The organism is Streptococcus sp., from assembly GCF_030825805.1.
Taxonomy (GTDB): domain Bacteria; phylum Bacillota; class Bacilli; order Lactobacillales; family Streptococcaceae; genus Streptococcus.
The window spans coordinates 1-18,875 of the sequence record NZ_JAPJPF010000038.1; the positions used below are offsets into that span (position 1 = coordinate 1).

The 18,875-nt window shown below is 43.1% G+C and carries 19 protein-coding genes; 17 read left to right on the plus strand and 2 right to left on the minus strand.

Annotated features, from left to right (window positions below; genetic code table 11):
* The 15 genes from RCH62_RS06620 to pepC form a co-directional block, all read left to right on the plus strand.
* A partial coding sequence (locus RCH62_RS06620; protein ID WP_306474887.1) for a DALR anticodon-binding domain-containing protein occupies positions 1-581 on the plus strand: 581 nt, incomplete at its 5' end.
* A 33-nt stretch (positions 582-614) separates the two neighbouring features.
* On the plus strand, positions 615-872 hold the full coding sequence (locus tag RCH62_RS06625; protein ID WP_023920274.1) for a DUF896 family protein: 258 nt from the start codon (positions 615-617) through the stop codon (positions 870-872).
* Positions 873-1,267: 395 nt separating this feature from the next.
* On the plus strand, positions 1,268-2,218 hold the full coding sequence (gene rsmH / locus RCH62_RS06630) for a 16S rRNA (cytosine(1402)-N(4))-methyltransferase RsmH (protein ID WP_306474888.1): 951 nt from the start codon (positions 1,268-1,270) through the stop codon (positions 2,216-2,218).
* Between the two features lie 12 nt (positions 2,219-2,230).
* The gene (gene ftsL, locus RCH62_RS06635; RefSeq protein ID WP_006596866.1) at positions 2,231-2,566 is read left to right on the plus strand and encodes a cell division protein FtsL; all 336 of its coding nucleotides are present in this window, start codon (positions 2,231-2,233) and stop codon (positions 2,564-2,566) included.
* Positions 2,559-4,844: a penicillin-binding protein PBP2X gene (pbp2X, locus tag RCH62_RS06640; RefSeq protein WP_154854872.1), complete on the plus strand. Its 2,286-nt coding sequence runs from the start codon at positions 2,559-2,561 to the stop codon at positions 4,842-4,844. The genes ftsL and pbp2X overlap by 8 nt, the downstream gene beginning before the upstream one ends.
* A gap of 1 nt (position 4,845) precedes the next feature.
* A complete protein-coding gene (mraY, locus tag RCH62_RS06645; protein ID WP_129270649.1) occupies positions 4,846-5,847 on the plus strand; it encodes a phospho-N-acetylmuramoyl-pentapeptide-transferase in 1,002 nt (333 codons plus the stop codon).
* Positions 5,848-5,974: 127 nt separating this feature from the next.
* A complete protein-coding gene (locus RCH62_RS06650; RefSeq protein ID WP_306474889.1) occupies positions 5,975-7,318 on the plus strand; it encodes a DEAD/DEAH box helicase in 1,344 nt (447 codons plus the stop codon).
* 224 nt (positions 7,319-7,542) lie between these two features.
* Positions 7,543-8,349, plus strand: a complete 807-nt coding sequence (locus RCH62_RS06655; protein ID WP_048715261.1) for an amino acid ABC transporter permease — start codon at positions 7,543-7,545, stop codon at positions 8,347-8,349.
* Positions 8,346-9,089: an amino acid ABC transporter ATP-binding protein gene (locus tag RCH62_RS06660; protein WP_120701201.1), complete on the plus strand. Its 744-nt coding sequence runs from the start codon at positions 8,346-8,348 to the stop codon at positions 9,087-9,089. Before RCH62_RS06655 ends, RCH62_RS06660 begins: the two co-directional genes overlap by 4 nt.
* A 194-nt stretch (positions 9,090-9,283) precedes the next feature.
* Positions 9,284-9,511: a DUF4059 family protein gene (locus tag RCH62_RS06665; protein WP_120701200.1), complete on the plus strand. Its 228-nt coding sequence runs from the start codon at positions 9,284-9,286 to the stop codon at positions 9,509-9,511.
* A 58-nt stretch (positions 9,512-9,569) separates the two neighbouring features.
* Entirely contained in the window at positions 9,570-10,484 is a 915-nt protein-coding gene (gene trxB, locus RCH62_RS06670) for a thioredoxin-disulfide reductase (protein WP_006596859.1), read from the plus strand.
* A 201-nt stretch (positions 10,485-10,685) separates the two neighbouring features.
* Positions 10,686-12,143, plus strand: a complete 1,458-nt coding sequence (locus RCH62_RS06675; protein ID WP_006596858.1) for a nicotinate phosphoribosyltransferase — start codon at positions 10,686-10,688, stop codon at positions 12,141-12,143.
* Positions 12,140-12,964, plus strand: a complete 825-nt coding sequence (gene nadE / locus RCH62_RS06680; RefSeq protein ID WP_006596857.1) for an ammonia-dependent NAD(+) synthetase — start codon at positions 12,140-12,142, stop codon at positions 12,962-12,964. The genes RCH62_RS06675 and nadE overlap by 4 nt, the downstream gene beginning before the upstream one ends.
* 56 nt (positions 12,965-13,020) lie before the next feature.
* On the plus strand, positions 13,021-13,572 hold the full coding sequence (locus RCH62_RS06685) for a GNAT family N-acetyltransferase (RefSeq protein ID WP_125336193.1): 552 nt from the start codon (positions 13,021-13,023) through the stop codon (positions 13,570-13,572).
* A gap of 68 nt (positions 13,573-13,640) precedes the next feature.
* Positions 13,641-14,978 (plus strand): aminopeptidase C, encoded by a 1,338-nt coding sequence (gene pepC, locus RCH62_RS06690; RefSeq protein ID WP_306474890.1) that lies wholly within the window; start codon positions 13,641-13,643, stop codon positions 14,976-14,978.
* A 64-nt stretch (positions 14,979-15,042) separates the two neighbouring features.
* Here the strand turns inward: pepC and pbp1a are convergent, their stop codons facing one another.
* Together pbp1a and recU are read right to left on the minus strand one after the other, a co-directional pair.
* Positions 15,043-17,169, minus strand: a complete 2,127-nt coding sequence (pbp1a, locus tag RCH62_RS06695; RefSeq protein ID WP_195611245.1) for a penicillin-binding protein PBP1A — start codon at positions 17,167-17,169, stop codon at positions 15,043-15,045.
* Positions 17,170-17,763 (minus strand): Holliday junction resolvase RecU, encoded by a 594-nt coding sequence (gene recU, locus RCH62_RS06700; protein ID WP_125336196.1) that lies wholly within the window; start codon positions 17,761-17,763, stop codon positions 17,170-17,172.
* Between the two features lie 66 nt (positions 17,764-17,829).
* On the opposite strand from recU, the gene RCH62_RS06705 reads away from it, so the two are divergent.
* Both RCH62_RS06705 and gpsB read left to right on the plus strand, forming a co-directional pair.
* Positions 17,830-18,357, plus strand: coding sequence for a DUF1273 domain-containing protein (locus tag RCH62_RS06705; protein ID WP_048789442.1), 528 nt, complete (start codon positions 17,830-17,832; stop codon positions 18,355-18,357).
* A gap of 69 nt (positions 18,358-18,426) precedes the next feature.
* Complete coding sequence (gpsB, locus tag RCH62_RS06710; RefSeq protein WP_006597079.1) at positions 18,427-18,771, plus strand: cell division regulator GpsB; 345 nt, start codon at positions 18,427-18,429, stop codon at positions 18,769-18,771.
* Positions 18,772-18,875: the final 104 nt, after the last annotated feature.

Consider the following 18,875-nt stretch of genomic DNA (forward strand, 5'->3'; position numbering starts at 1 on the left):
TTGTTCGTATCTTGGATGCCTTTGGTTGGCATATCCCTATGGATGAGTTGATTGAAAGCCTTTACGGTCTGTCGTTTGATAGTCTTTCCTATGACAATCAAGCAGAAGTGCTCAACTTCATCAAGGCGCGTGTGGACAAGATGATGGGACGCACAGCAAAAGATATCAAAGATGCTGTTCTTGCTAGTTCAAATTTTGTCGTGGCAGATATGCTTGAAGCAGCTGATGCCCTCTCAGAAGTTGCGAAGACCGATGGTTACAAGGCAGCTGTTGAGTCCCTCTCACGTGCTTTCAACTTGGCAGAAAAAGCAGATGCTTCAGTAGCGGTCGATGCCAGTCTCTTTGAAAATGATCAAGAAAAAGCTCTTGCCAAAGCAATTGAAGAGCTTGAATTGACTGGTGTAGCTAGCGACAAATTGGCTAAACTCTTTGCTCTTAGCCCAGTCATCGATGCCTTCTTTGACAATACCATGGTGATGGCAGAAGATGAGGCTGTTAAAAACAACCGTTTGGCCCTTCTTGCAGGCCTTGTAGCGAAAGCTAATGCTGTTGCAGCCTTCAACCAATTGAACACAAAATAAGTACCTGATGACAGGTAGAAAGTAGGTCTTATTATGACACCTGAAAAAATCGCTCGCATCAATGAGCTTGCTAAAAAGAAAAAAACTGAAGGTTTGACGCCAGAAGAAGAAGTGGAACAAGCAAAACTTCGTGAAGAATACATTGAAGGATACCGTCGCTCCGTTCGCCACCATATCGAAGGAATTAAAGTGGTGGACGAAGAAGGTAACGATGTGACACCTGAGAAACTACGCCAAGTACAACGAGAGAAAGGTTTGCACGGCCGTAGTTTGGATGATCCCAATTCATAAATAGACAATAGAAAACTCGATCAGAAGTTGAACTGATCGAGTTTTCTTGTTCTATATGGGCTAGTCTGAATCCTTATCTCTATTTTTGTAGTTTTTCCATTGATTTTTAAAAATCCAAATGGAGACGGCAAGAACGAAGGTTGCTGTCCAAAAAATCCAAGGGACAGGGGTGCGTAGGAAAAAGTAGACTGCAATTAGATCGGCCACTGGCAGGCCAAGGAGGAGGTATTTCTTATCTTTCATGGAATTATTGTATCACAAATTGCTTCTCTCGGTCTATTGGTTGATAGGATGAGCTTTTGAAGAATAGGGACTTTTTATCCGAAAATGATGAGTGGATCGAGAAGAGAATCTCAAGTGCATCCTGGTCAGATTTGTGGTAAAATAGATAGGATATGAGTAAAGAATTTCATCATGTAACGGTCTTGCTCCATGAAACGATTGATATGCTGGATGTAAAGCCAGATGGAATCTATGTGGATGCCACTTTAGGTGGAGCCGGCCATAGCGAATATTTATTAAGTCAATTAAGTGAAAAAGGGCATTTATATGCCTTTGACCAGGATCAGCATGCGATTGATAATGCGGAGAAACGATTAGCTCCTTATGTTGATAAGGGCATGGTAACCTTTATCAAAGACAATTTCCGGAATCTTCAAGCACGTCTCCAAGAATTGGGAGTCAATGAGATTGATGGAATCTGTTATGATTTAGGAGTTTCTAGTCCCCAGTTAGATGAGCGGTCTCGCGGTTTTTCTTATAAAAAAGATGCTCCCTTGGACATGCGGATGAATCAAGAAGCCTCTTTGACGGCTTATGACGTGGTCAACAACTATGATTACCACGATCTAGTCCGAATCTTTTTCAAGTATGGGGAAGATAAGTTTTCCAAGCAAATTGCTAGAAAGATCGAACAAGCGCGTGCGGTAAAACCGATTGAAACGACGACAGAATTGGCTGAAATCATCAAATCGGCAAAACCGGCCAAGGAACTAAAGAAAAAGGGGCATCCAGCCAAACAAATTTTCCAGGCGATTCGAATTGAAGTCAACGATGAATTGGGAGCGGCGGATGAATCAATCCAGCAGGCCATGGATTTGTTGGCAGTTGGTGGTCGTATTTCAGTCATTACCTTTCATTCCTTGGAAGATCGTTTGACCAAACAATTGTTTAAAGAAGCTTCTACAGTAGAAGTACCGAAGGGCTTGCCTTTCATCCCAGAGGACCTAAAACCAAAAATGGAATTAGTCTCTCGAAAACCGATTCTTCCAAGCCAAGAAGAGTTAGAGAAGAACAACCGAGCTCATTCTGCAAAATTGCGGGTTGCTCGAAAAATTCATAAGTAAGAGGAAATAAACATGGCAGATCAACCATTACGATCTCGGGGCAGTCAATTGCAAGATCGTATTCGTCGCTTTACCAGAGTAGAAAAAGCTTTTTATGGCTCGATTGTCCTAACAGGGATTATTCTCGCTGTCAGTATTATTTTTATGCAGACGCGGATTCTACAAGTGCAAAGTGATTTGACAAACCTCAATACGGAACTAAAAACAAAAGAGACTGAACTAGAAGATATCCGACAAGAAGTCAATGAGTTGACTCGATATGAACGCTTGTCTAAGTTAGCTAGTTCTCAGGGGATGACCCTCCAAAAAGAAAATCGAAAAGTGGTGAGTTCAAGTAGCGATGAGTAAATTAAAGAAGAAAATCATTCGTTATTCCCTTAAAAAAAGGAAACTTCCAGACCAAAATCGTCGGCAAGTAGCTAAGAATTTAAGTTTGCTTTCCATTCTTGTTTTCTTCATATTTCTCATTAATTTTGCAGTTATTATAGGCACAGATAGCAAATTCGGAAAAAATTTATCTGAGTTATCCCATCAAGTCCATCAGAAAACAGAGATTGTTCCAGCCAAACGAGGAACAATTTATGACCGAAATGGAGCTGTTATTGCTGAGGATGCGACGACTTATAATGTTTATGCGATCATCGACAAAACCTATAAATCGGCAAAAGGTGAAGTTTTATACGTTGAAGAAAGTCAATACAACCAAGTAGCAGATGTTTTTAATCGTTATTTGGGCATGGAAAAAGACTATGTTGTCCAACAACTGTCGCAAAAGAAGCTCAACCAGGTTTCTTTTGGTGCAGCGGGGAACGATATTACCTATAGCAACATGGATGCTATCCGGAGTGAACTAGAAGCTGCCAACATTAAAGGTGTTGATTTTACGACGAGTCCAAACCGGAGTTATAAAAATGGGACCTTTGCCTCTCAATTTATCGGTCAAGCTCAATTGATAGAAGATAAAGAAGGCAATAAAACCTTACAGGGAACAACGGGAATCGAAAAGTCTTTGGATCGCATTCTGGGTGGTCAGGATGGCGTTGTGACCTACGAAAAGGATCGCAACGGAAATATTGTGCCGGGATCAGATAAGGTTGCCGTGAAGACAGAAGATGGAAAGGATGTGTATACAACCCTTTCTGCGGAACTTCAAACCTATCTCGAAACCCGAATGGATGTTTTCCAAGAAAAGGTAAAAGGTAAATATGTCAGTGCGACCCTAGTGAGTGCCAAAACGGGGGAAATTCTTGCAACGACACAACGTCCAACCTATAATGCAGATACCAAAGAAGGCTTGGATATTAAGAATCTGAGAACCTGGAACACGATTCTTTACCAGGATCAATACGAACCAGGTTCGACTATGAAGGTCATGACTTTGGCCGCGGCGATTGATCATGGGACTTTCCCAGCCTATAACGAGGTCTATTATAACAACGAGTTGCAAGTGAAAGATGCGACCATCAAAGACTGGGGAATCAATATGGGCTTGACAGAAGGTCGCTATATGAATATTGCCCAAGGTTTCGCCTATTCAAGTAACATTGGGATGACCAAGCTAGAGCAGAAGATGGGAAATAACGTCTGGATGAATTACCTCCACCGCTTCAAATTTGGTCTCCCTACCCGTTTTGGCATGGGCGATGAGAGTTTTGGAAGCCTTCCGGGTGATAACTATGTTACTCAAGCTATGTCTGCCTTTGGACAAGGGATATCTGTCAACCAAACGCAGATGTTGCGAGCATTCTCTGCCATTGCCAATGATGGCGTGATGTTAGAACCTAAGTTTATCAGTGGAATTTATGATGCTAAAAATGATGCAGCTCGTAAATCCAAAAAAGAAGTTGTCGGAAATCCAGTGTCGGCATCAGCTGCCCAACAGACCCGTAATTATATGATTACGGTAGGGACAGATCCCCAATTTGGTACTCTCTACTCTTCGGAAGGTCCGATTATTCAAGTAGCTGGCCAAAATGTTGCTGTTAAATCGGGGACAGCCCAAATTGCGACGGCTAACGGGTATTTGGATGGAGAAAATAACAATATCAACTCCATTGTAGTCATGACGCCTGCCGAGGATCCAGATTTTATCATGTATGTGACGGTTCAACAACCTGAGATCAGCTTTAGTCCGACCAGTTGGCAAGAACTTGTGAATCCCATTCTAGAAGATGCAGTTGCCTTGAAGGATGAGCTGAATCTGGTAACGGAAACCAAAGCCTTGGATGGGGTCACGAAAGAGGACACCTATAAGATGCCGTCGGCAGAATCCTTGTCGAAAGAATTGAACTTGAAGCAGACCATCAGCCCAGGTGGCTTCGCAGATGAACTGCGTCGCAATCTGATCCAGCCTGTCGTCCTAGGAACTGGAAAGAATATTAAAAAGATGTCTGTATCAGCAGGAACGAAATTAAAAGCAAATGAGCAAGTGTTATTATTAACAGATGACTTGGATTCAGTTCCGGATATGTATGGCTGGACCAAGGAAAATGTTGATAAATTTGCGGAATGGACGGGCATTGAGATCACCTATAAAGGGGAAGGTTCTCGTGTGAGCAAACAAAACGTCAAAGTAGAAACTGCTTTAAAGAAGACGAAGAAAATAACAATTACATTAGGAGATTGATATGTTACTTGCTACCCTAGTAGTATCATTTATTCTAACGGTTATTGGCATTCCTGCCTTTATCCGTTTCTATCAACGGGCCCATATTTCGGGCCAACAAATGCACGAAGATGTGAAGCAACACAAAGCCAAAGCAGGCACTCCTACTATGGGGGGAGTGGTCTTCTTGATCACTTCAGTCTTTGTCACCCTTGTCTTTAGCTTCCTAACTGGGAACTTTACGCGTCCTGTTCAATTGATCCTCTTTATTTTGGTCTTGTATGGAATCGTCGGCTTCTTGGATGACTTCTTGAAGGTCTTTCGTAAGATCAATGAAGGGTTAAATCCCAAGCAAAAATTAGCCTTGCAATTGTTGGGAGGGATCATTTTCTATCTCTTCTCTGAACGCCATGGAGCTGGTAGTCTTCTCAATGTCTTTGGTTGGGATGTCTATTTGGGACATTTCTATATTGTCTTTGCCTTGTTCTGGTTGGTTGGTTTTTCAAATGCAGTCAACTTAACGGACGGGATTGATGGCTTGGCAAGTATTTCGGTAACCATCAGCTTGATCGCTTATTCCATCATCGCTGTTTGGCAAAGACGAATCGATATCCTTTTTGTAACGATTAGTATGATTGGAGCTCTATTAGGTTTCTTCGTCTACAATCACAAGCCGGCCAAGATTTTCATGGGAGATGTTGGAAGCCTAGCCCTAGGTGGGATGCTTGCGACTCTATCCATGGCTCTCCACGTAGAGTGGACCTTGCTCTTGATTGGGATTGTCTACGTCTTTGAGACTAGCTCTGTCATGCTCCAGGTGTCCTATTTCAAATGGACGAAAAAACGGACAGGGGAAGGACGCCGGATCTTCCGCATGACGCCTTTCCATCACCATTTGGAATTGGGTGGTCTGTCTGGAAATGGACCTAAATGGTCTGAGTGGAAGGTTGATGCCTTTCTCTGGAGTGTTGGTGCAGGAATGAGCGCCTTGACTCTCTTGATCTACTATTTGATCAATTCATAAGCCATGAATCATAAAAGGTTGGGATTGCTATCTCAGCCTTTTTCGCTGGCTAGGAATTGCTGTCCAAAAGAAGAGCGGGAAGAGGAGTTTTTTGATATAATAGTGGAGATGATGAAAGGATAAGAGAATGAAATTTACAGATTTTAAGTTTAAGGACTATATCCAAGAGGCCTTAAAAGAGATTAATTTTATCGAAGCAACAGAAGTTCAAGAAAAGCTGATCCCGATTGTTTTAGCAGGCCGTGATCTGGTCGGTGAATCTAAAACAGGATCAGGGAAGACCCATACTTTCCTCTTGCCAATTTTTCAAACCTTAAATGAGGATAGTAGCAATGTCGAAGTGGTCATTACTGCGCCTAGTCGGGAATTGGCCACACAGATTTACCAAGCGGCTCGTCAGATTGCTAGCCACTGTGAAAAAGAAATTCGGATTGCCAACTACGTTGGAGGAACTGATAAGGCTCGCCAGATCGATAAGCTCCAAGTAGCCCAACCTCATATTGTCATTGGGACACCTGGACGGATCTATGATTTGGTCGCTTCTGGAGACTTGGCTATTCATAAGGCTCACACTTTTGTGGTTGATGAGGCGGATATGACTCTCGATATGGGCTTTTTGACGACGGTAGACAAGATTGCATCCAGTCTTCCCAAGAAGCTTCAGTTTTTAGTCTTCTCAGCAACGATTCCACAAAAGTTACAACCCTTCTTGAAGAAATATTTGTCTAACCCTGTCATGGAGCAGATCAAAACCAAAACGGTAATCTCGGACACCATTGATAACTGGTTGGTATCGACAAAGGGGCGCGACAAAAACGAGCAGATTTATCAACTGACGCAGGCTCTTCAACCTTATCTGGCTATGATCTTTGTAAATACCAAGGACAGAGCGGACGATTTGCATGCTTTTCTAGTAGAGAAGGGGCTCAAGGTCGCCAAAATCCATGGGGGGGTTCCTCCACGGGAGCGCAAGCGAATCATGAACCAAGTCAAAAATCTGGATTTTGAATATATCGTGGCGACAGACTTGGCAGCGCGTGGGATTGATATTGAAGGGGTCAGTCATGTCATCAACGATGCCATTCCGCAAGACTTATCCTTCTTTGTCCACCGCGTTGGCCGGACTGGACGGAATGGTCTTCCTGGTACAGCCATCACTCTCTATCAACCGAGTGATGACTCAGACATTCGGGAGCTTGAAAAAATGGGGATCCAGTTTGTACCTAAGGTCTTGAAGGCTGGAGCTATCGAAGATACTTATGACCGGGATCGCCGGGCTAATCGTGAAAAACGCCAAGAAAAACTCGACATTGAGATGATCGGCTTGGTCAAGAAGAAAAAGAAAAAAATCAAACCAGGCTACAAGAAAAAAATCAAATGGGCCGTGGACGAGAAACGTCGCAAAGCCAAGCGAGCTGAGAATCGTGCTCGCGGTCGAGCAGAAAGAAAGGCGAAACGCCAAACCTTTTAGTGATAAAGAAATTTAAAGATTTCCATAAAAATTAACTATTTGGTCGCTGATTTATTTTGTGATAGACTATCTATAGATAGTCTATTTTTTTGCTCTTAGGGGAGATGCATGCTTGAGATCACATCAGACCTGAAGCATGATTTACGAACGATCAGTAGCAAAACTCAGCATTTTAACTGTAAATATGATAGAATGATTCATTATCGAGGGAGGAAGTAACGAAGATGTTTACAACTACTTATCTGGCATCTGGCTGGTATGAAGAGTTTTTAAAATGGATACCAGAAGGAGAAATCTTTAACCTACGCGTCGTTTTTGAAGCAATTCCAGGAATTTTAAAAGAGCTTCCAAATACGATTTTGTTAACCTTGGCAGGAGCCTTTTTTGGTTTATTGCTAGCTCTATTGTTTGCCATTGTCAAGATCAATCGGGTAAAAATCCTCTACCCGATCCAAGCCTTGTTTGTGAGTTTTTTAAGAGGGACACCAATTTTGGTCCAGTTGATGCTGACCTACTATGGAATCCCGCTCCTATTGAAGGCCATTAACCAACAATATGGAACAACCTTTAATATCAACGATGTGCCAGCCCATTTATTTGTCATTGTGGCCTTTGCCTTCAATGAGGCAGCCTATGCCAGTGAGACCATTCGGGCAGCGATTCTATCTGTTGATGCGGGTGAAATCGAAGCAGCGAAGAGTCTCGGCATGACCAATGCCCAAGTTTATCGTCGGATTATTATTCCAAATGCAGCAGTGGTTGCGACTCCGACCTTGATCAACTCTTTGATTGGTTTGACCAAGGGGACTTCTCTGGCCTTTTATGCAGGTGTTTTGGAAATCTTTGCCCAAGCCAAGATTATGTCGGGGAATGACAGTCGCTACTTCGAGCGCTTTATCTCTGTTTCATTGATCTACTGGGCCATTAATATTTTGATTGAACAATTGGGACGTTGGATCGAACAGGTACTCGCTATCAAAGATCCAAAAGTTGTTACCCAAACCTTGCAAGAGGAGGAACGAGCAGCATGATTCGGATTTCACAATTATCAAAATCTTTTTCCGGTCAAGTGGTCCTAGACCATCTCGATTTGGAAGTTCAAAAAGGGGAAGTCGTTGCTTTGATCGGTTCTTCTGGAGCTGGGAAATCAACCTTCTTGAGAAGCTTGAACTATTTGGAAGCACCAGATAGTGGTAGCATTGAGATCAATGGGGAAAAGGTAGACTTTGAAACCATCAGTAAGGACGAGATCCTGACCCTTCGAAGAAAGCTAGCTATGGTCTTTCAACAGTTTAATCTTTTCAGTCGCAAGACTGCTTTGGACAATGTCAAGGAAGGACTGATCGTCGTCAAAGGCTTATCCGACCAGGAAGCGACCAAGATTGCCAAAGAAGAACTCGCAAAAGTCGGTCTGTCGGACCGCGAAACCCATTACCCTCGTCATTTGTCCGGAGGGCAGAAACAACGGGTAGCCTTGGCGCGTGCCCTAGCCATGAAGCCGGAAGTCCTCTTGTTGGATGAGCCAACTTCAGCCCTTGATCCGGAATTGGTCGGAGAGGTAGAAAAAGCCATCGCAGCAGCAGCTCAGGCAGGTCAAACCATGATTTTGGTCAGTCATGACATGAGCTTTGTTTCCCAGGTGGCGGACAAGGTCTTGTTCCTTGATAAGGGAAAAATTATTGAATCTGGGACTCCAGAAGAGATTATGAATGCTCCTAAAGAAGAGCGGACAAAAGAATTCTTTGCTAGTTACAAACGAACGTTTGTTTGATATAATATATAAGAGCTCGAGTCTGGAACGCGATGTTTCAGACTCGGATTTTTCTTTGAGTAGGTGCCTCAGGAGAAGATGATGATTAGTAGTCTACTTTTCCGCATAGATAGGTATTTCAAGTTGACCAACGGTGAACGAAACGAAGCGGCATCTCGTCCCCTCATTCCAAGTTTGGATACTAAGGAGATCTTATGTTAAACCAATTGCTATCTCTCTATATCGAGAGCTTAATCATCACTTCAGTTGGGGTGTTGGTTGCTTCAGCTGTTTGGATAGGCTTGCGAGTAGCTCGTAAGACGGATAAAACAGCTAAGGAACGCCAGTTACACCTCTATGATATTTTATTAATTGATATTATGACAATTCCAGTCCTTACCTTTGCAGTCATTGGAGTTCTGTTTATTCTTCGAGCAAGATAATTGCAAAATGATTGAATTGGAGTTAGAATCAAGATAGTTACAACAAAAGGAGAAGCTTATGTATGATACACTGATTATCGGCGCAGGACCTGCGGGAATGACCGCAGCCTTGTATGCAGCCCGCAGCAATCTCAAGGTTGCCTTGTTAGAAGCAGGAATTCCTGGCGGACAGATGAACAACACGTCTGACATTGAAAATTATCCAGGCTATGCCAACATCAGTGGTCCTGAATTGGCTGAAAAGATGTTTGAGCCACTAGAAACCCTAGGTGTGGAACACTTGTTCGGTAGAGCCGAAAACATTGTGGATCAAGGAAGCTACAAGGAAATTACGACAGATGATGGCCTCTTGCAAGCCAAGACCGTTATTATTGCGACTGGTTCTAACCATCGCTTGTTGGGAGTTCCAGGTGAAGAAGAATTAAATAGTCGTGGGGTTTCTTATTGCGCTGTCTGTGATGGTGCCTTCTTCCGGGATGAAGACCTCATGGTTGTTGGTGGAGGAGATTCTGCGGTTGAAGAGGCAATCTTCCTGACTCAGTTTGCTAAGTCTGTTACCATTGTTCATCGACGCGATGCCCTACGTGCCCAAAAAGTTCTTCAAGACCGAGCTTTTGCCAATGAAAAGATTCACTTTGCTTGGAATACAGTGGTCGAAGAGATTAAAGGGGATAACCGTGTGACCAGTCTCGTCTTAAAAGATGTTCAAACAGGTGAGGTTCGCGAGCAAGCAGCTGGTGGTGTCTTTATCTATGTGGGCTTGGATCCTGTCAGTGACTTTGCCCAAGACCTCGGTATTCTAGACGATCAAGGTTGGGTGATCACGGATGATCACATGAAGACCTCCGTGCCGGGTGTCTTTGCGGTTGGAGATGTCCGCCAAAAAGATCTTCGTCAGGTTACTACAGCTGTTGGGGATGGCGCTGTCGCCGGTCAAGAAGCTTATAAATATATTACTGAACACGAAGAATAAGAAAGAAGAAAGGGATGTTCGTCTGATGGAAAGAGGCGAAGATCCCTTCTTTTTTACGATAAAAAATGAGGCTTAGCCCGGATTAAACTCATGTGGTCCTGCTTAAAATGTGCTATAATGTGTTTAAAATTATTTTGGACTGTGCCAGTTGACAGAGCGTGACTGGTGCCACGACGTAAGAAAAAAGAAGAGGGATCAAACATGTACCCAGATGATAGCTTAACTCTCCATACGGATTTGTACCAAATCAATATGATGCAGGTTTACTTTGAGCAAGGCATCCACAATAAAAAGGCAGTCTTCGAAGCCTATTTCCGCCAGCAACCTTTTAAAAATGGCTATGCCGTCTTTGCAGGTCTTGAGCGCATTGTTAACTATTTGAAGAATCTACATTTTTCAGAGTCGGATATTGCCTACTTAGAATCCTTGGGCTACGAAGGAGCCTTCCTGGATTACTTGAAAAATTTCAAAATGGAATTGACTGTTCGTTCTGCCAAAGAAGGGGACCTAGTCTTTGCCAATGAGCCGATTGTCCAAGTAGAAGGACCGCTTGCCCAGTGTCAGTTGGTCGAAACGGCCCTCCTCAATATTGTCAATTTCCAAACCTTGATTGCCACAAAAGCCGCTCGAATCAAGGCTGTGATCGAAGACGAACCTTTGATGGAGTTCGGAACTCGTAGAGCACAAGAAATGGATGCGGCTATTTGGGGAACCCGTGCAGCCGTTATTGGAGGCGCTAGCGGGACCAGTAACGTACGTGCAGGAAAACTCTTTGACATCCCTGTCCTTGGGACCCATGCCCATGCCTTGGTGCAGGTCTATGGCGATGATTATAAAGCCTTCAAGGCCTATGCTGAGACCCATCGCAACTGTGTCTTCCTAGTGGATACCTATGATACATTGCGTATCGGAGTTCCGGCTGCGATTCAGGTGGCGCGTGAGATGGGAGATCGTATCAACTTCCTAGGAGTGCGGATTGACTCTGGAGATATTGCCTACATTTCGAAAAAGGTTCGCCAACAGTTGGATGAAGCTGGTTTCACAGAAGCGAAGATCTATGCTTCAAATGATTTGGATGAGAACACCATCCTCAACTTGAAGATGCAAAAGGCTAAGATTGATGTCTGGGGTGTCGGAACCAAGTTGATCACAGCCTATGACCAACCAGCCCTCGGAGCAGTCTATAAGATTGTTGCTATCGAAGACGAAAATGGTCAAATGCGAAATACCATCAAACTGTCTAACAATGCTGAAAAAGTTTCAACCCCAGGGAAGAAGCAAGTTTGGCGTATTACCAGTCGGGAAAAAGGCAAATCGGAAGGGGATTACATCACTTACGATGGAGTAGATGTCAATGAACTGACAGAAATCAAGATGTTCCATCCGACCTATACCTATATCAAGAAGACGGTTCGCGATTTCGATGCCATCCCTCTCTTGGTCGATATTTTCAAAGATGGGAAACTAGTCTACAAATTGCCAACCTTGATGGATATCCAAGCATATGCTCGGAAGGAATTTGACAAGCTCTGGGACGAATACAAACGTGTCCTCAATCCACAACATTATCCAGTGGACTTGGCCAAGGACGTATGGCAAGATAAGATGGACCTCATCGATCAGATGCGTCAGAAAGCCTTGGGAGGTGAAGAAGAATGAGCCTACAAGAAGATATTATTGCCCAATTAGGGGTCAAGCCAGTCATTGATCCTCAAGAAGAGATTCGCCGGTCCATTGATTTTTTGAAGGACTACCTGCAAAAACATCCTTTTCTAAAGACCTTTGTCTTAGGAATTTCGGGAGGACAGGACTCGACCCTAGCGGGTCGCCTGGCTCAATTAGCCATGGAGGAAATGCGGGCAGAGACTGGAGATGCCAGTTATCAGTTTGTTGCTGTCCGCTTGCCCTACGGTGTTCAAGCGGATGAAGCAGATGCCCAAAAGGCCTTGGCCTTCATCCAGCCAGACGTCAGCCTGGTCGTGAACATCAAGGAATCGGTCGATGCCATGGAGCGTGCTGTCGAAGCGACAGGAACAGATGTCTCAGATTTTAACAAGGGCAATATCAAGGCACGGAGTCGGATGGTTGCTCAGTACGCTCTAGCAGGTGCCTATAGCGGAGCCGTCATTGGGACGGACCATGCGGCCGAAAATATCACTGGTTTCTTTACCAAGTTTGGAGATGGCGGAGCCGATATCCTTCCTCTCTACCGCCTTAATAAGCGCCAAGGCAAGCAGTTGCTTCAGGCACTGGGAGCTGATCCTGCCTTGTATGAGAAGGTACCGATTGCAGATTTGGAAGAAGAAAAGCCAGGTATCGCTGACGAAGTAGCTCTTGGGGTGACCTATGCAGAAATTGATGACTACCTAGAAGGGAAATCAGTTAGCCCAGAAGCTCAAGCAACCATTGAAAACTGGTGGCACAAAGGCCAACACAAACGTCATCTACCGATTACGGTATTTGATACCTTCTGGCGTTGATAGAAAAGAAAAGTCGGTTGAGCCGACTTTTTTTAAACAGAATAGGAGGAAAGTAGATGAGAAAATTGGGTACTATTGAACTGGAAACCAAGCGTTTATTATTAAGACGCTTTGTTGTAGAGGATGCAAAGGCAATGTTTGAAAATTGGGCATCTGATGCAGATAATCTTAAATATGTGACTTGGGATCCCCATCCAAATCCTCAAGTGACTCGAGCTTCAATTGAGAGATGGCTCCTTCATTACCAAGAGGAAAACACCTACAAATGGGCGATTTGTAAGAAAGATGATCCCGCACAAGTGATAGGTGATATCAGTGTCGTTTCTCAGGATTCGCAAAAAGAACTGTGTGAAGTCGGCTATATTCTAGGGAAGAACTTCTGGGGTCAAGGTCTGATGACAGAAGCCCTCCAGGCTGTTTTACACTTTTTGTTGGTAGAGGTGGGATTCAAGGAAGTTCAGGCCAAGTATGTCAGTTTGAACCCTGCTTCGGGACGGGTAATGGCAAAAGCTGGAATGCAATATCTTGAAACTCTCCCAGATGCTGTTGCCAGAAAAGGCTATGTCGGAGATCAAATAATCTACACTATCCATTCTTCTGACCTTTAAAACAATTTTTACTTGAAGATTTTAGCCAATGGTCTATAATGGTAAGTAGCTTTACAAAGGAGAATTTTATGTCAGAATTAACACAAGAATTTACAGATCAACTCTATGCGAATTACCAAGCAAATGTGAAATTTGCGGCTCTTGAAAATGCCATCACCCACAATGGGATTCATGCAGCTTTAGAGACACGCAAAAGTGCAGTAGAAAACACCCCCGTCTTTTCTCTTGATTTGACCAAGGATAAGGTGACGGACCAGAAAGCTTCTGGTCGTTGCTGGATGTTTGCGGCTCTAAATACCTTCCGTCATAAAATGATTGCCAGCTTCCAATTAGAGGATTTTGAGTTGTCTCAAGCTCATACCTTCTTCTGGGACAAGTACGAAAAATCCAACTGGTTCTTGGAACAAATCATTGCGACAGCGGACCAGGACTTGACCAGTCGCAAGGTGGCCTTCCTCCTTCAAACCCCTCAACAAGATGGTGGTCAATGGGATATGGTCGTTTCCCTTTTTGAAAAATATGGGGTCGTACCCAAGTCTGTCTATCCAGAATCCATCTCATCTAGCAATAGCCGGGAGCTCAATACCTACTTAAACAAATTGTTGCGTCAAGATGCTCAGATCCTGCGCGAATTGCTTGCGACTGGAGCAGATTTAGCAACGGTTCAAAGCAAGAAAGAAGAGCTCCTGCAAGAAATCTTTAATTTCTTAGCTATGTCACTGGGCTTGCCCCCTCGTACATTTAGTTTCTCTTATCGCGATAAGGACAATAACTTCCACACAGAGTCTGGCTTGACACCTCAAAGCTTTTACAAAAAATATGTGGATCTTCAGTTGGAGGACTACGTTTCTGTTATCAATGCGCCTACGGCAGACAAGCCTTATGGACAGTCCTACACAGTTGAGATGCTGGGGAATGTGGTCGGTAGCCGTGAAGTCCGCTACCTCAACGTTCCGATGGAGCGCTTGAAAGAATTGGCCATTGCTCAAATGAAAGCTGGGGAAACTGTTTGGTTTGGATCGGATGTCGGCCAAGTTAGCAACCGGAAAGCTGGAATCCTTGCGACAGATGTCTATGATTTTGAAGCGGGAATGGATATCCAGTTGACTCAAGATAAGGCAGGGCGTTTGGATTATGCGGAAAGTCTCATGACCCATGCCATGGTCTTGACTGGTATAGATCTGGACGAAGCTGGACGTCCTCTCAAATGGAAGGTTGAGAATTCTTGGGGAGATAAAGTCGGAACAGATGGCTACTTTGTTGCTTCTGACGCCTGGATGGACGAATACACCTACCAAATCGTTGTCCGCAAGGAACTGTTGACAGCGGAAGAATTGGCTGCTTATGAGGCAGAGCCAATCGTCTTGGCTCCATGGGATCCGATGGGGGCTTTGGCTTCTAAGTAAGTTGAATTGAAAAGCACGATTGTTGATTAACAATCGTGCTTTTGTTTGGACTTAAATTATCTGACTAGCGATTTTGTTCATTTTCTTTGGCAGAAGGTTCAGTGTGTTCAGAATTCTCTTCTGAGTTAGATGAACTAGAACTTGAACTATCTTCTGTTGCTTCAATATCTTGACTGACGGGACTTGGCTCATAATAGTAATTGTAGTAATTGTAGTTATTCTTACCATTATTGAGATATAGGTAAGAACCGCTACGGTATACACCACTTGGTTGGGTCCAATCAGTGCTACCTGATCCGTTTTGCTCATACAAATACAACATCATTTGTTTGTAGACATCTGTTGCGACTTTGATTCCATCATCCAGTACGGGAGTCAAGCGATTGGTGTACCCTGTCCAAACAGCCATAGAATATTGAGTGGTGTAACCCACAAACAATTCATCTGGTGTCACAATGCTTGAGTAACTGTAGTCTTTGGTTAGTTTCTTCAATTCATTGTCTGAATAGTTAGAGGTACCTGTTTTACCGGCATGATAAAGACCGGAGATATAAGCGTTGTATCCTGTACCAGCTGTGATAACAGATTTCAACATATCAGTCATCATGTAAGCGGTGGTCTCTTTCATCACCCTTGTTCCAGAAGTGTCAAAGTTCCTAGTTGTACCATCGCTAAATACAACTCGATTTACATATTGAGGTTTATAATAGGTTCCACCATTAGCGAAGGTTGCATAAGCAGCAGCCATTTTCTCGCTACTAGCCCCGTATTTGCTGCTAGAGTCGCTGGTGTTACTTGAGATAGCATTAGCATACACCATTTTTGGATATTCAATACCCATGTTGCTTAAGAATTTTTGAGCTTTCTTTAAACCAACTTTTTCAAGAGCTCGTACAGCAGGGACGTTACGGGACTGTTGAAGAGCATAGACCATACTGATGTGGCCATAATACTGTCTATCCCAGTTATAGATTTGCGTATTTGTACCAGGGAAGTTGTATGGTGTATCAGGAATAGTTACTGCGGTTGAACTGTATTCTTCATTATCGATTGCAGGAGCGTAATCTGAGATAGGCTTCATCGTAGAACCCCAATCTCGGTTCGTTTCTACAGCTTGGTTGGTACCGAAGGATACATTAGATGATTGATGACGAGATCCCAACTGAGCAATGACTTTTCCGTTTGTCACGTCGACGATAGTAGAAGCAACTTGCAACTCATTATCTGGATAATTGACATATTCGTCAGAGTTGTAAATATCCCACAGGCGTTTTTGAGCTGCGGTATCGACGTTGGTGTATACATCCATACCAGTTGTCAAGACATTGTAGCCTGTCTCTTCTTCGACTTGTTGGATGACTTCTTTGAGGTAGTTATCCATATAAGCAGGATAGTTGCTTGAGCTGGTTAGACTTTGTAAACCATCTGTAACAGGTGTATTGACGGCACTTTCATACTGTTCGTTAGAGATAGACTTCATATCTAACATTTCTTTGAGAACCAGATTACGGCGTTGGAGAGCAACTTCCGGATGAGTGTATGGGTCGTATTGGTTCGGTGCCTGAGGCATTCCGGCCAATAGGGCTAATTGTGGGAGAGAAAGCTCCTTCAAATCTTTGGCATAATAACTACGAGCAGCTGTCTGCATCCCGTAGTTTCCGTTAGACATATAAACTTTGTTGATGTAGTAGGTCAAAATCTCTTGTTTGGTTGCTTTTTGTTCTAATTGAGTAGCAAGCCAAGCTTCTTGAATTTTTCGTGACAGGGTTTGATCGGACGAAGAAGTAGAGAAGTAAGTGAGCTTGATTAACTGCTGTGTGAGAGTGGATCCCCCTTGGCGACCTCCTCGGAGGTTATTGAAGAAGGCTCCTCCAATACGAATAAAGTCTAGACCTCTATGGTTAAAATAACGGTGGTCTTCAATTGCCACAATCGCATTCACCAAGTCTGTTGGGATTTCACTGGTCTTCACATTAATTCGTTTTTCAGCACCCAAATCTGCAATCAGATTGTTTTGATTGTCATAGATTTTACTTGATGTCGTTGCGACGAGGTCTTTCTCAGAAAGAGTCGGTGCTTTTGCGGCATAGTATCCAAATACCAATCCACCCAGAATAAGTAAAAGGAAAAAAAAGGAAATAGCCGCAATCGCTGCATATTTTAACCACTGGATAACTGTTTGTTTGTTCATTTAATTACCGCCTAGTAGATTCTGTTCGATAATATCGAGATAAGGGACGCTTGGAAGGTGATCTGTCTCGATACGATAACCATTTTCCTGTATAAAGGTCAATGGCATAGATTTACTGCCGTGATCGATGTTGTAAAAGTCGATTAAGGAAGGAGCGGGCAGTAGATAAGTCTCATTGAGCTTTGCAAAATGCAAGAGCACAAAACAAATTCCTCCCTGTTGGACGACCGCAGCCATGTGATCAATCTGGTGCTGATGAAAGTTCTTCATCGGCATGGATTGTTTCTGCTGGGTCTCTTTTGCTTCAAAATCAATGTAGTGTCCTTTATAAACACCAGAATAGTCTGTGGTAGACGCCTGTCGAAAATAAGCTTCTACGATCTTTGCCCGACTGCGATGAGGATAGTCCACCTTTACAATCTGGATGGGCGTCGGCTTTTTATGAATCACCGCTAGCCCTCTAGAAAGGTAGTACTGATTGCTCTCATTAATCATTTTTTCAAATGTCATCCCCCGATTGGCAAAGTTTACACTTTGCTTCCTCTGGATGGGCGAAGAAGATTTCTTGCTAAGTTTGTGAGGATAGTTGACCATAATTCTCCTTATTGGTACAATTACATCACTCTATTATATCACAAAATGAAGAAGGGAGGGGAAATAATGAATAGTTTACTGATTACAGGTTACAAGGCATTTGAATTGGGAATTCTGACAGCAAAGGACCCTAGACTTCCCATTATTAAAGAGACGATTCGCAGGGATTTAGTCCGTTTTTTGGAAGAGGGCGTCAAGTGGCTGATTTTTACGGGTAATCTAGGTTTTGAAGCCTGGGCCTTGGAGGTTGCCCAGGAATTAAAAAAAGAATACGAGATACAGTTGGCCACGATTTTTATGTTTGAAAACCAAGGAGAGAACTGGAATGAGGCCAATCAAGAACTCCTTAGTCGCTTTAAGCAGGTTGATTTTGTCAAGTATGCCTATCCCTCTTATAGCCAGCCAGGCCAATTTAAAGAATACAATACATTTTTGTTAGAAAATACAGATGGCGCTTATTTATTTTACGATCCAGAACACGAAACAAATCTCAAATATCTTTACAAAATGATGCTAGAAATGGATCAGTATCATGTCAAAAGATTAAACTTTGATGACTTAAATGAAGTAGCGGAAAAAATTTACGAAAAATAAGTGATTTACCTTGATTTTTGCTCCTCATTTTTTATATAATGATTATGATTAACTAGAACGGAGAGAATGATGGCAAGTATTATTTTTACTGCGAAAGATATTTTTGATCAAGATTTCAAAAAAGAAGTTCGTGGATTTAGTAAAGTTGAGGTAAATGAGTTTTTGGATGATGTCATCAAAGACTATGAAACCTATGCTGCCTTAGTGAAGGAATTGAAAGAAGAAAATGCTCGGCTCCGTGAAGAATTAGCGAAGAAAACGAGCCAAGCAACTCCGAGTCCATCAGTTCCTGAATCTGCTCCAAAGCATGAGTTTCCTCAGGTCACTACTACGACAAACTTCGATATTTTGAAACGCTTAAATCGTCTTGAAAAAGAAGTCTTCGGGAAACAAGTCGTAGATCGTGATTTTTAAGACATAAAAGATGAATCGTGCAATTTTTGGATAATCGCGTGAGAGCTTTCTCTCATGAGGAAAGTCCATGCTAGCACAGGCTGTGATGCCTGTAGTGTTTGTGC